This window comes from Paenibacillus lemnae (genome assembly GCF_012933385.1).
In the GTDB taxonomy this organism is placed as follows: Bacteria; Bacillota; Bacilli; order Paenibacillales; family Paenibacillaceae; genus Paenibacillus_AQ; species Paenibacillus_AQ lemnae.
On the sequence record NZ_JABBPN010000008.1, the window covers coordinates 114,128 to 126,287 of the forward strand.

Annotated in this window: 14 protein-coding genes; 13 read left to right on the forward strand and 1 reads right to left on the reverse strand. The window is 46.9% G+C overall.

The features are described 5' to 3' along the window. Positions 1-71 precede the first annotated feature (71 nt). From pduL to HII30_RS10775, 8 genes are all read left to right on the forward strand, one after another. Positions 72-644: a phosphate propanoyltransferase gene (gene pduL / locus HII30_RS10740; protein WP_169505027.1), complete on the forward strand. Its 573-nt coding sequence runs from the start codon at positions 72-74 to the stop codon at positions 642-644. Positions 645-851: 207 nt separating this feature from the next. Then, complete coding sequence (gene miaB, locus HII30_RS10745) at positions 852-2,411, forward strand: tRNA (N6-isopentenyl adenosine(37)-C2)-methylthiotransferase MiaB (RefSeq protein WP_169505028.1); 1,560 nt, start codon at positions 852-854, stop codon at positions 2,409-2,411. Between the two features lie 37 nt (positions 2,412-2,448). After that, complete coding sequence (locus HII30_RS10750) at positions 2,449-2,898, forward strand: YlbF/YmcA family competence regulator (protein ID WP_169505029.1); 450 nt, start codon at positions 2,449-2,451, stop codon at positions 2,896-2,898. A 171-nt stretch (positions 2,899-3,069) separates the two neighbouring features. Then, entirely contained in the window at positions 3,070-3,843 is a 774-nt protein-coding gene (locus HII30_RS10755) for an NUDIX hydrolase (RefSeq protein ID WP_169505030.1), read from the forward strand. Positions 3,844-3,899: 56 nt separating this feature from the next. Further along, entirely contained in the window at positions 3,900-4,451 is a 552-nt protein-coding gene (locus HII30_RS10760; RefSeq protein ID WP_169505031.1) for a cysteine hydrolase family protein, read from the forward strand. Between the two features lie 15 nt (positions 4,452-4,466). Beyond that, positions 4,467-5,933 carry a nicotinate phosphoribosyltransferase gene (locus tag HII30_RS10765; protein ID WP_169505032.1) on the forward strand — a complete coding sequence of 489 codons (1,467 nt, stop codon included), beginning with the start codon at positions 4,467-4,469 and terminating at the stop codon, positions 5,931-5,933. Between the two features lie 196 nt (positions 5,934-6,129). Continuing rightward, positions 6,130-7,143, forward strand: a complete 1,014-nt coding sequence (locus HII30_RS10770) for an acrylyl-CoA reductase family protein (protein ID WP_169505033.1) — start codon at positions 6,130-6,132, stop codon at positions 7,141-7,143. A gap of 26 nt (positions 7,144-7,169) precedes the next feature. Beyond that, positions 7,170-7,742, forward strand: a complete 573-nt coding sequence (locus tag HII30_RS10775; protein ID WP_169505034.1) for a hypothetical protein — start codon at positions 7,170-7,172, stop codon at positions 7,740-7,742. Positions 7,743-7,783: 41 nt separating this feature from the next. Here the strand turns inward: HII30_RS10775 and HII30_RS10780 are convergent, their stop codons facing one another. Beyond that, on the reverse strand, positions 7,784-8,296 hold the full coding sequence (locus HII30_RS10780) for a MogA/MoaB family molybdenum cofactor biosynthesis protein (protein WP_169505035.1): 513 nt from the start codon (positions 8,294-8,296) through the stop codon (positions 7,784-7,786). Positions 8,297-8,404: 108 nt separating this feature from the next. Here HII30_RS10780 and HII30_RS10785 point away from each other — a divergent pair, with 108 nt between their 5' ends. The 5 genes from HII30_RS10785 (at position 8,405) to HII30_RS10805 (ending at position 12,121) form a co-directional block, all read left to right on the forward strand. Further along, positions 8,405-9,397, forward strand: a complete 993-nt coding sequence (locus tag HII30_RS10785; RefSeq protein WP_169505036.1) for a CobW family GTP-binding protein — start codon at positions 8,405-8,407, stop codon at positions 9,395-9,397. Positions 9,398-9,463: 66 nt separating this feature from the next. Then, positions 9,464-9,802 (forward strand): four-helix bundle copper-binding protein, encoded by a 339-nt coding sequence (locus HII30_RS10790; protein WP_169505037.1) that lies wholly within the window; start codon positions 9,464-9,466, stop codon positions 9,800-9,802. A gap of 113 nt (positions 9,803-9,915) precedes the next feature. Further along, positions 9,916-10,824: an ABC transporter ATP-binding protein gene (locus tag HII30_RS10795; RefSeq protein ID WP_169505038.1), complete on the forward strand. Its 909-nt coding sequence runs from the start codon at positions 9,916-9,918 to the stop codon at positions 10,822-10,824. A gap of 14 nt (positions 10,825-10,838) precedes the next feature. Further along, entirely contained in the window at positions 10,839-11,555 is a 717-nt protein-coding gene (locus HII30_RS10800; protein WP_169505039.1) for a hypothetical protein, read from the forward strand. 77 nt (positions 11,556-11,632) lie between these two features. Continuing rightward, on the forward strand, positions 11,633-12,121 hold the full coding sequence (locus HII30_RS10805; RefSeq protein ID WP_169505040.1) for a hypothetical protein: 489 nt from the start codon (positions 11,633-11,635) through the stop codon (positions 12,119-12,121). Positions 12,122-12,160 lie beyond the last annotated feature (39 nt).

Below are 12,160 nucleotides of genomic sequence, written 5' to 3' on the forward strand. Positions count from 1 at the left end.
TTTTTGGGTAAATAGAGAGTATAATAGGTGTTGGCATGTACAGCTTAAAGAGAAAACAAGGAGTGAGACAGATGAGTAAAACTGTACCTGTGGGTGTATCCGCCCGCCATATTCATGTAACCCAGGAGCATATTGAGGTGCTGTTTGGACCTGGTTATCAACTGACAGAGTTCAAGCCATTGTCCCAGCCAGGACAATTTGCTGCGAATGAAACAGTAGCAGTGATCGGAACCAAGGGTCAATTCGATAAAGTCAGAATTTTGGGACCTGCCCGCAAAGCTACACAGCTGGAAATTTCCCGTACCGATTCTTTTGCCATCGGCGTAAAAGCACCGGTTCGTGAGTCTGGTAATATTGAGGGGACCCCAGGCATTACCATCAAAGGACCGGCTGGTGAAGTTACGGTGGAAGAAGGAGTCATTGTCGCAGCACGGCACATTCACTTCCATACGTCAGATGCAGAGAAGTGGAATATTCAAGACAAAGACCTGCTGAAGGTCCGCCTTGGCGGAGAACGCGGTCTGGTATTGGAAAACGTCGTTGCACGTGTGTCCGATGACTTTGCGCTGGATATGCATATTGATACCGATGAGGCGAATGCAGCCGGTGCTAAAACCGGAGATACTGCAGAAATCATCGACTAGTAACCTCGAGATTCATGAACAACCAATAACCGTCTCGAATCAGGGAAGCTTGCTGCTTCCCTGGTGCCGGGCGGTTTTTTTGTATCCGGAAAAGGAATGGGCAGTAGCCTGAACAAGAAGATCATGATATAATCAGAGACAATGCCCTGAACAGGGATTTCATGATATATTCGTACTTTTAACGGACGTAAGGAGTGACCAATTTCAATGTCCAAAGATGCAAAGGATTACTCCAAGTACTTTGATTTTTCGGATGCCAAGCTGCTGTCAGAAGACGAGAATGGCAAAAGAATTCGCATACGCGGCCGTGAAATCAACATACTGTCGGAGCCTGATCATAGACAGGAAAAACAGCGCGGAAAAGAAGACGTTCAGGTTCTTTACGATACAATGGTATCGGAAGAGTTCATGACCCTGGGTAAAGATAAGCATTACCTGGTATATACCTTTGGTTGTCAGATGAACGAACATGATTCAGAAACCATCAAAGGTTTACTAGAACAAATGGGCTATACCCCTACAGAGGACCGCAAGTTAGCGGACATTATTCTGCTGAACACTTGTGCCATTCGCGAGAATGCAGAAGATAAGGTGTTTGGGGAGCTGGGCCATTTGAAACACCTGAAAGTGGAAAAGCCGGATATGCTGCTGGGAGTATGCGGATGCATGGCTCAGGAAGAAGGCGTGGTCAGACGGATTCTTCAGAAGCACGGCTTCATCGATTTGATATTTGGTACACATAATCTCCACCGACTGCCCCATCTGATCCAGGAAGCACTTTTCAGCAAGGAGATGGTAGTAGAGGTCTGGTCTAAGGAAGGTGACATCGTCGAAAATCTTCCCAAGAAGAGGGAGGGGCTTCGTGGCTGGGTCAACATCATGTACGGATGTGACAAGTTCTGTACGTATTGTATCGTACCATACACACGGGGGAAAGAACGAAGCCGCAGACCGGATGATGTGATAGCTGAAGTCAGGGAACTGGCACGCCAAGGTTTTAAGGAAATTACGCTCCTGGGTCAGAATGTCAATGCCTACGGCAAGGATTTTACCGACATTCAATTCAGCTTTGGTGATTTGATGGACGAAATCCGAAAAATCGATATTCCGCGGGTCCGCTTCACTACATCACATCCGCGCGACTTTGATGATCGATTGATCGAAGTGCTGGCGAAGAAAGGGAATCTTGTAGAACATATTCATCTGCCGGTTCAATCGGGAAGCAGTCAGGTTTTGAAAAAAATGAGTCGGAAATATTCCCGTGAGGTTTATCTCGAGCTTGTGGGCAAGATCAAGAAAGCTATTCCGGATGCTGTTCTGACGACAGACATCATTGTCGGCTTTCCAGGTGAAACGGACGAGCAGTTTGAAGAAACACTTTCCCTGGTGAGAGAAGTTGGCTTTGACTTCGCATATACATTCATTTACTCGCCTCGTGAAGGAACGCCAGCTGCGATTATGGAAGACAACGTGCCGATGGATGTGAAAAAGAAACGCCTGCAGACCCTGAATGATGCCATTGTTGAACACAGCCGCAAGAGTAATGACCGGATGATGGGAGCCGTTGTTGAGGTGCTTGTAGAGGGCGTCAGCAAGAATAAAGATCACATGCTGTCAGGCCGGACCCGCAGCAACAAGCTTGTTCATTTTGAAGGAACGCCAGAGCTGGTCGGCAGCTTTGTACATGTGCGCATTACAGATCCTATGACATGGTACATCAAAGGTGAGATGATCCCCGAGCCCGTCGTAACGAGTGATGCGGTGTAAGGCAAGAATTCACAATAGAGAAGAATTGGAGCGATGAATGGTGACACAGGAGCAGCGTGTTAACAAATACGGAATGCCGTCCTACAATACCCGGGACTTGATTATACGTGAAGATATTATGGCAAAAGCCGAGGAGCTGGCAGATTTGATATCTACCAGTGATGAAGTGAGAACATTTCAGCAGGCTGAGGAAAAAATCCGCAATCACGAGCATGTGCAGCAGCTGATCAAAACGATCAAGAAGAAGCAGAAAGAGATTGTTGCCTTCGAAACATTTAAAAACCTGGATATGGTTGCTAAAATTGAAGGTGAGATCGATGAGCTTCAAGATCAGATCGACAGCATACCGTTGGTTGTTGAATTTCAACAGAGTCAAAGTGATATCAACTACCTGCTGCAGCTGGTAATGTCGGTGATCCATGATACCGTTTCGCAAAAAGTGAATGTCGAAACCGGTAAAGACACTCCGCCAAGCAGCTGCGGATAAGAGAAGGTGCGGACTTTGGTTCCGCACCTTTTTTATGTCATGATCTCATGAAGTGTATCTTTCCTGGGTACGCTAAACCTAATCTGATTTAAGATGGGCTAAGGAAAGGCTTGACAGGTTTATTAAATATGTCATAATGATATTATCAAAACGAAAAATAATGGTGATCTAATGACGGACAATGCAGAACATTCTCAACCAAGCAATAAACGTTATCGTACACCGGATGGGGTTCCCGCTGACATTGTAATGTTTACCCTGACCAAGCGGGAGAGGAAGACCGTTACCAAGACCCTTCCTATCCGGGAATTAAAAGTCATGCTGATTCGGCGGAAATCCTGGCCTTGCGCGGGGATGTGGGCACTGCCCGGCGGATTTTGCCAGGAGAGTGAGTCTATTTATGATGCGGCCAAGCGAGAACTGAAGGAAGAAACCGGTGTGGATGGCGGACATCTGGAGTATCTCGGTGTCTACAGCGATCCTGGTCGGGACCCAAGAGGCTGGATCATTAGCAATGCTTTCTATGCGTTGGTCGAAGAGTGGATGCTGGAACATCGGCAGGCAGCAGATGATGCAGAGGAAGTCGGTTTGTTTACCGTACAGCAAGCCTTGGAAGAATTGGAGCTTGCTTTTGATCACAGAACGATCATCATGGACGCTTATCGCAAGATTCAGCAGCAGATGCTTCAGACGACAATCGCCAAACAGTTTCTGCCGGATCAATTCACACTCAGCGAGCTGTACCAAGTCATTCAGACTGTCGTTCCGGAATTCAATGAACCGAATTTTATTCGCAAAATCACGTCAACCCGAAGCAGGAAAGGGATACTGGAAGAAGCACGTGATCAGAGTGGAAAACCACTGCATTCCAATCAATACTCCCAGCGTCCGGCGCAGCTGTACCGGTTTACAGATCAGGCGCCGCTGCTCTCTATTTATACGTGACATGCCGAGCTGGAAGTGGTGACAACCTATTTTGGTGATTAGGAGGGTGTTAGGTGATGAAGTCATTAATTGTGATCGATTTTACGAACGATTTCGTGGATGGTAACCTGCCTGTAGGCCAAGAGGCTGTAGCTATCGAGCAAACTGTGGCGGATCTTACCAAACGGTATGCTGAGCAGGGTGATTATGTCGTCATGGCCGTAGATCTGCATGAAAAAGATGATCCATATCATCCGGAAGCAAAGCTGTTTCCGCCCCACAATATCCGGGGTACAGCAGGAAGGCATCTGTACGGTGCACTGGCTGATGCCTACGATACACACAAGGATCAGATTTACTGGATGGATAAAACGAGGTATAGTGCCTTTTGCGGTACAGATCTGGATCAGAAGCTGAGAGAACGGGGTATTAAAGAGATCAGCCTGCTCGGTGTGTGCACAGATATTTGTGTGCTCCATACGGCAGTAGATGCATACAACCTCGGATATTCTATTAAGGTTTATGAGGATGCGGTGGCGAGCTTTAATCCGGAGGGACATCGCTGGGCATTATCTCACTTTCAGAACAGTTTGGGAGCTGATGTTGTTTCGGTTCAAGAGAAAGACTGAAGGAGGAGCTTGCATATGAAGGCAGGACTGGCGCTGCACACCGATAAATATCAGATCAATATGATGTATGCACATTGGATGAATGGTTCCCACCAGACGAAGGCGGTGTTTGAAGCCTATTTTCGCAAGCTGCCTTTTGGAAACGGGTATGCGGTATTTGCAGGTTTGGAGCGAATTGTTAACTATATTAATGATCTTCGGTTTAGTGAGGAGGATATTGCTTATCTCGCCAAACAGGAAGAAGCATATGACGCTGCTTTTCTGGAGGAACTGCGGACGTTTACATTCCAGGGGTCAATTCATGCCATGAAAGAAGGAGCCCTTGTATTTGCAAATGAGCCGCTGATCCGTGTAGAAGGACGTATTTTCGAAACCCAGCTGGTAGAAACGGCGATTCTGAACTTTATGAATTTTCAGACACTGATTGCAACCAAGGCCTCCCGAATTCGTCAGGTGGCAAGTAATGATATACTCCTGGAATTTGGAACAAGAAGAGCGCAGGAGGCCGATGCGGCGGTGTGGGGAGCACGTGCTGCCTACATCTCGGGCTTTCATGCAACCTCCAATATGCTGGCAGGAGAACAGTTCGGAATTCCTACGAAAGGCACCCATGCCCATTCCTGGGTCCAGACGTTCCGGAATGAGCAGGAGGCATTTGATATTTTTGCAAAAGTCATGCCTGACCAAGTCACCTTGCTGGTCGATACCTATGATACTCTTGCCAGCGGCGTGCCGAATGCGATCCGCACAGCGAAGAATCTGGAAGCGCAAGGCAAGAAGATGAATGCAATCCGGCTGGACAGCGGGGATCTCGCCTACCTCTCCATACAGGCTCGTAAAATGCTGGATGAAGCGGGTCTCTCTTATGTGAAGATTGTTGCATCAAATGATCTGGATGAAAACACCATTCTTGATTTAAAGGCTCAGGGAGCGAAGATTGACACGTGGGGTGTCGGTACACAGCTCATTACAGCAGCAGATCAGCCAGCTTTAGGCGGTGTCTATAAACTGGTGGAACGTCAGGTAGATGGCGAAATGAAGCCAACGATCAAGATCTCTGCAAATCCGGAGAAGGTGTCTACGCCAGGCAAAAAGGAAGTATACCGCATTATTTCCAAGGGAAGCGGCAAGGCTATTGCGGATTATATATGCTTTCCGGAGGAAAGCATGCCTCCAGAAGGCGGAAAATTGAAGCTATTTAACCCGCTGCATCCGTATATGCGTAAAAATGTCCGTGATTTTGATGCCATTAAAATGCTCACACCTATATTTGTAGATGGCAAACAGGTGTATGACCTTCCTGAACTGCAGGACATTCGCGAGTATCACAATGAGCAGTTAGGACAGTTCTGGCCGGAATATTTACGTAAGCTAAACCCCGAAATTTATCGGATTAACCTGAGTGAACAGGTTTGGGACATGAAACAACGGTTAGTGGCTGAATACATGGAAGAGCATGTGCAGGAACCAGGCGAGGATTAAGATATATTGGCTTAAACATAGCTGTTCCGGTGAAAGAATACCGGGACAGCTTTTTTGTACATAACATAATTATTTCTCGGGAAAGCGCAGGAGACGCCAAAAGTCGGGATTGCCCGGTTAATTTCGACAAAAGAATGTAATGAGAATAAGGATTGGGTACATATTAATAAAGAGTCCCAGAGTTAGGAGGAAAAGGATGGTGATTCCAACGCAGTTTCAAGCGTATGTTGTGCATAAGGATGATCAAGGCTTCCGAAGCGGTATAGAGACCTGCAGCTGGGAACAGCTGCCGGAAGGTGATGTGACCATTAACGTTCAATACAGCAGCGTTAACTATAAAGATGGGCTGGCATCGCTGCCGGACGGAGACATTGTGAGGAGATATCCCTTCATTCCAGGAATTGATCTTGCAGGCACGGTTGTGCATTCCGCCCACGCTTCCTTTCATGAAGGGGACCAGGTCTTGTGTACAGGATATGGTTTAGGTGTGTCTCATGAAGGGGGATTCAGCCAGTATGCACGTTTGAATGGAGACTGGCTCCTTCATCTTCCTCAAAGCCTGACACCAAAAGAAGCGATGGGCATTGGTACAGCCGGGTTTACAGCAGCTTTGTCTATCCATGCCATGTTGAACAACGGGTTAAGGCCAGAGCATGGACCTGTACTTGTTACAGGTGCTACAGGCGGTGTTGGCAGCTTTGCGATTTCTATATTGTCCCGGCTGGGTTATGAAGTTATCGCATCTACAGGCAAGCTGGAAGAGCAGAAAGACTGGCTTCAGTCTCTGGGCGCTCATCAGGTTATTTCACGTGATGAACTACATCCGCCGAAATCTGGAGTGATGTCTTCTGAGCGATGGTCAGGGGTTGTTGATCCCGTCGGCGGCGGCATTCTTCCTGAACTGCTAAAGCAGATTCGATATGGCGGATCAGCAGCCTTGTCCGGACTCACCGGCGGAACTGAATTTAACGGGACCGTGTTTCCGTTTATATTAAGGGGCATTAAACTTCTGGGAATCGATTCCGTAAACTGTTCGATGATGCTGAGAAAAGAGATATGGGGACGCTTGGCGGCTGAGTGGAAACCAGAAACGATGCTGGGGGACGGGATTAAGGAAGTTGCTTTGACTGAGCTTCCGGAAGCTCTAAACCTCATCTTGAGAGGAAAAGCTGTCGGCAGATCCGTGGTCGTTTTGAATCCAAAAGAATAATAAATTAATGAAAGGATGAATTCAAGATGATGAACCGTTGGACAAAAGGATTGATAGCAGGTGTGCTGGTTATCGGAATGACAGGATGTAATGAAGAGATGACAAAGCAGGAAGTCCAGCAGTACAACGGACAAGCTTTTGAGGAAGGGACCCAGGAAGCCCAAAGTGAAGGACGTGGACTGAATGGTAAATTTCTGGACAGCATGAAACAGCGTTTTGAAGCTGAAAGTATGGAACTCACCAATGAGACCGTTGCAGAAGAGAGTGACGGAAGTATGATTTATCGATATCTCATTAACAATGACCAGCATCAGCAGCTCAACCTTCATGTTTATCCTGACGAGCAGACCCGGAGCAGCAGTATCAAAGACCTGTATTCAGGTAATGATGCGAAAGGTGAGGAAGGTCTGAAATCGGTTGTAGTAGAATCGGAAGAATCGGCTGTCGTTTATCTGGCTGCAGGAGAACTGAACGCAGATTATCAGCAGCATGTCGAGAAAATTGGTCCTCAACTGCTTGAAGAAATTGCGACATCAGCGAATGAGTCCAACAACATTGAAGAAGATGACGGCGACGTCTATGCCCCGGACAAAAAATAATAAAAAATCAGCTTCCCGGATGGTCCCGGGAAGCTGTTTTTTTATTGCGGCTTGCGAATCTCCCGCACAACATGCCGCAGTTCAGGCAGTAAAATCTTCTCCATTGCCAGCCGCACAGCATTTGCAGAACCCGGCATGGAAAATACAGCAGTATCTCCGACTGTCCCGCCGATCGCGCGGCTTAAAATGGCAGCAGACCCGATCTCCTCGTAACTGAGGGAACGGAAAATTTCCCCGAAACCGGTAAGCTCTTTGTCCAGCAGAGATGTTACAGCTTCAAATGTGGTATCTCTCCTGGATATGCCTGTACCTCCTGTGAGCAGGACTGCCTGAATGTCCTTATGTTCAGAAGCGGTTGTAATTAAAGATCGCACCTGGTCATAATCATCCTTTACGATAGTCTGGGCAGCGACAATATATCCTTCACGTTCCAGGAGCTCTCGCATCAGCTGCCCACTCTTGTCTGTAGCGGTTGTCCGTGTATCCGATACCGTAACAATCATGCATGCAACCGTGTCTGGAGCTTCTCTGCGATGTTCTTCTACCGTGTTCATCAAAATACCACCTCTTATTATCTTTTTTTGGGAAGATGCCGTTGCCGCGGCTTCATCGCTATAGTACACTTCCTTAACAGATGTTTTTGAAGGGAAGAGACGTATTCTATGAAGAACAGTATAACACCTATCTATATATTATCAGGCTTTTTGGGCAGCGGGAAAACAAGTCTGTTAACCCGTTTGATTCCGTATTGGCAGCAGCAGGGCTTAAAACCAGCGGTTGTGATGAATGAGATCGGGGAAGTCAATATCGACAGCGTGGCAGCGGGGCATGCAGTACCAACAGCGGAAATGCTCAGCGGCTGCATATGCTGCTCAATACGTGCTGATCTGGCGGGCGAGCTGGGACTGTTAATTCGGAATGAAAAACCGGATGTGATTATACTCGAAGCTACGGGAGCAGCCAATCCGATGGAGATTTTGGATGGTCTCGCCGAGGCTGCATTATATATGAACATTGAAGTCAAACAGATGATCACCGTCGTGGACTCGGCTCACCTGCTGTACCTCCATCGACAACAAAGAGCGAAAACGTACCGTCTGATGCAGGAACAGATCCGCTGCGCGAACAAGCTGATTCTCAATAAGACAGATCGCCTGAATAATAATGAACAGCAGGAAGCAGGTGATATCGTGGCGAAGTGGAATCCCCTGGCCACAATGGTTCCTGCTGTCCGCTGCGAGGTGGATCTTGATGTGCTGCTGACTGGTGCTCATGCGATTCAGGGGAATACATGCAGCGGTAAATCTGAAGCGGAACATAGCAGCTGCGGTTCTTCCAATGATCACGATCATGGAGGAACGCATCATACGCACCACCATGTAATGTCTTATACGCATCATCTTCAAGGTCCTGTGGACAGTGTGCATTTTGAACACTTGATCAGGGATTTGCCTAGGGACATTTACAGGGCAAAAGGCATTGTGAGCTTTCGCGATACGGCCAGCCGGTTTTTGTTTCAATATGCATTCCGAGAAACCGATTACACGAAGCTGGCACCTCAAGCCGGGCTGCAGGATGTGTTGGTGTTTATCGGGGAACAGTTTGACCGGGATGATCTGCAGGCCAGGCTGGAAAAACTGGCAGTTCCGGATTGATTCACCGGGTCCCTTTCACGTTTAATACAAAGCATCTGAGTAAAAGTCGTGGGAGGTTAACCGAAAATGACAAATGAACTGCAATATAAAGATTGTATCGAAGCATGCCACGAGGCGGCTGACGCCAGCAATATCTGTTATGTTTCCAGCCTAAAGGAATATGATATCGCTATGCTTCGCGATTGTATAGTTTTAACACGCGAGTGTGCTGAAATCTGCTCATTCACTGCAGATGCGATGAGCCGCATGAGTCCATTCGCTTCGGATATATGCAGCATTTGTGTTCAGATTTGTGAGGCATGTGCAAAAGAATGTGAGAAGCATGCCCATCAGCATTGCAAAGACTGTGCCGAGGCATGCCGCCGCTGTGCTGAAATCTGCAGCAATATGTGCTGTGTGGCCTAACCTGTATTATTAATAGAAAGCCTGTGTTCATTCAAAATTGAATGAATTCAGGCTTTTTTATTGTGCATTTGAGTGTACAATATAAGTAATAATTGGGAAAGCGGGACATTCAAATGGACGTTTTAGTTACACTTAATCAGGTCAGCAAACGGTACGGCAGACATATTGCATTGCACGACGTAAACTGGAGAATCTGCCGAGGAGAATGTGCTGCCATAACCGGAGACAACGGGGCCGGAAAAAGCACGCTGCTGCATATTTTAGCTGGACTTGCAATGCCGGATAAAGGAACAATAATAATAAATAATGGAGAGGTCAGCATCGGATACGTACCTGAGTTCTTCCCGGGACTGAAGTTTACGCCCCGAGAGTATCTGGCTCACATGGGCAGAATCCAGGGGCTTTCGAAACAAGCCGCTTCCAAAAGGGTGGAAGGTCTCATCTCCATGTTCCAGATGGAGCAGTCTTCAAATCGTTTGATGAACGGATTCTCGAAAGGCATGCTTCAAAAAGTGAATCTTATGCAGGCTCTGCTTGGCATGCCGGACCTGCTGGTCTTGGATGAGCCGCTTTCCGGTTTGGATGAACATGTACAGCATGAGATCGCGAAACTCCTGACAGAAATTAAACAGCAGGGGACCTCCATTGTCATGTCGGTACACGAGCATCTGCTGATCTCGGCGGTGGCAGACAGGCTTGTAGTTATGAAGAATGGCAAGATTATGCGTGACGGTTTGACGGATTTAACTTATCAACGTAATCCTCGTGCACGCAGCCGAGTTGTATTTCACGGGATATCACCAGAACACTGTATACATATAGAGCAAATGGATGGATTTATAAAATGGATTTCTCAGGGAGCCCCAAAGGAAGCGGATATCGCTCGTGAATGCAGTAACGAAATGCTGCAGTATATCCTTGATGCCGGAGGAAGCATTCTGTCCCTTCAACAATTAAAAGGTCCTGAGCTGCCAGTAGAACACCAATGCGTTTCAAAGTCAAAAAAGGCGGTGATAGGATGAAGGGGATTCAACTTATGAAGTATCTGTTGACCAGCTTTACCAGATCTTATCAATACTTTGGACCCTTAGCGTTTATCGTCATTTTTGTTCTTTTTCTATATTCTTATAGGCCGAATCCGGTCATGGACAGCTATGCTGTGACCTCATGTGTAATATTTATCGGTTCTGCCTGGCTTGGGATGAATTTTCTGAATCATGATCATGGCCGTCAGACTGGACTGCTTATTCTGCATGTTCAGAGTTCAAAGCTGTTTTACTGGATCCAGTTTGCTTCTGCTGCAGTGATCGGATTGATGTTAAGTGCATCCATAGTCATTTACCCGCTCTGGAGCGGTATGTTTGACAGATCGGTAAGCATGGCGGAGTTTGGATTGGCGATTACAGCGCACATGTTATTGGCTTTATTAGGGATTAGCTTATCGCTGTATGTTCAGAATTCATGGATTCCGAATCGTGGACGAGCTGCGGGGCTGCTGCTTTTGATGCTCGTGCTCTCGATGTCCGGGCTGTCTATGCAGGGAGAATTACCGGCTGAAGTAAGATGGCTGGTCTATTTGCTTCCACCCGTGTCTCCTATAATTGAAATGCTGATGAAGGAATCCGAAGTAGCAGTTTCTTCAAAAATCCTCATAATTGTGTATGTTTCAGGGTATATTGCTCTGCTGGCAGGAGTTTATCTCCATGCTTCCTCTGCCAAGGATACTGCTGATTTGGTTCGAAAAGCAGGTTGAAGGAGGGGGAATCTTCCTATACCATAGTATATGAACAATTAAACACGAAAAAGGCAGCTAATGATTAGGAGGAGCATATGAAACATACCCGTTTGCTGGACAGCGATCACTCCAAAGAGCTGTTAACCTATTTCGGTTTGGCGGTATATTACTCTCAGGCCCTTGAACAACAGCTTGCCAATCTGTTGATGTTGATCAAGCTGTCTAAAGGCAAGGTGCCGTCGGAAGAAGATTTTACACAGCTGTATCAGCGTAAATTAAGCAGTTCGCTGGGTCAGCTTGTTCAGGAGATACAGCATTACTTTCCATTTTCCGAAGAAGAGACGCTTCAGCTGAAAGAAGTTTGGAAACAGCGGAATTATATTGTACATGACTATTTCAAAGAACGGATCCATGAAACCTTTAGTCCCGGAGGCCGGTCACGAATGATTCGTGAACTGAATGCTTTTAAAGATCAGGCACAGGCGCTGGAGCAGAAGCTGCAGGGTTACTCCCGGGAAATGTATATTAAACTTGGTTTGGATAGTGAGAAGAATCCGGATTTTTATTCATCAGGCAATTCTTGAAACATAATCCGGCATCGGTTCGTCTGTAGTGATAGGAGG

Coding starts and splice junctions, on each gene's coding strand:
- pduL (WP_169505027.1), top strand. CDS start 72: ATGAGTAAAACTGTACCTGTGGGTGTATCCGCCCGCCATATTCATGTA.
- miaB (WP_169505028.1), top strand. CDS start 852: ATGTCCAAAGATGCAAAGGATTACTCCAAGTACTTTGATTTTTCGGAT.
- HII30_RS10750 (WP_169505029.1), top strand. CDS start 2,449: ATGGTGACACAGGAGCAGCGTGTTAACAAATACGGAATGCCGTCCTAC.
- HII30_RS10755 (WP_169505030.1), top strand. CDS start 3,070: ATGACGGACAATGCAGAACATTCTCAACCAAGCAATAAACGTTATCGT.
- HII30_RS10760 (WP_169505031.1), top strand. CDS start 3,900: ATGAAGTCATTAATTGTGATCGATTTTACGAACGATTTCGTGGATGGT.
- HII30_RS10765 (WP_169505032.1), top strand. CDS start 4,467: ATGAAGGCAGGACTGGCGCTGCACACCGATAAATATCAGATCAATATG.
- HII30_RS10770 (WP_169505033.1), top strand. CDS start 6,130: ATGGTGATTCCAACGCAGTTTCAAGCGTATGTTGTGCATAAGGATGAT.
- HII30_RS10775 (WP_169505034.1), top strand. CDS start 7,170: ATGATGAACCGTTGGACAAAAGGATTGATAGCAGGTGTGCTGGTTATC.
- HII30_RS10780 (WP_169505035.1), bottom strand. CDS start 8,296: ATGAACACGGTAGAAGAACATCGCAGAGAAGCTCCAGACACGGTTGCA.
- HII30_RS10785 (WP_169505036.1), top strand. CDS start 8,405: ATGAAGAACAGTATAACACCTATCTATATATTATCAGGCTTTTTGGGC.
- HII30_RS10790 (WP_169505037.1), top strand. CDS start 9,464: ATGACAAATGAACTGCAATATAAAGATTGTATCGAAGCATGCCACGAG.
- HII30_RS10795 (WP_169505038.1), top strand. CDS start 9,916: ATGGACGTTTTAGTTACACTTAATCAGGTCAGCAAACGGTACGGCAGA.
- HII30_RS10800 (WP_169505039.1), top strand. CDS start 10,839: ATGAAGTATCTGTTGACCAGCTTTACCAGATCTTATCAATACTTTGGA.
- HII30_RS10805 (WP_169505040.1), top strand. CDS start 11,633: ATGAAACATACCCGTTTGCTGGACAGCGATCACTCCAAAGAGCTGTTA.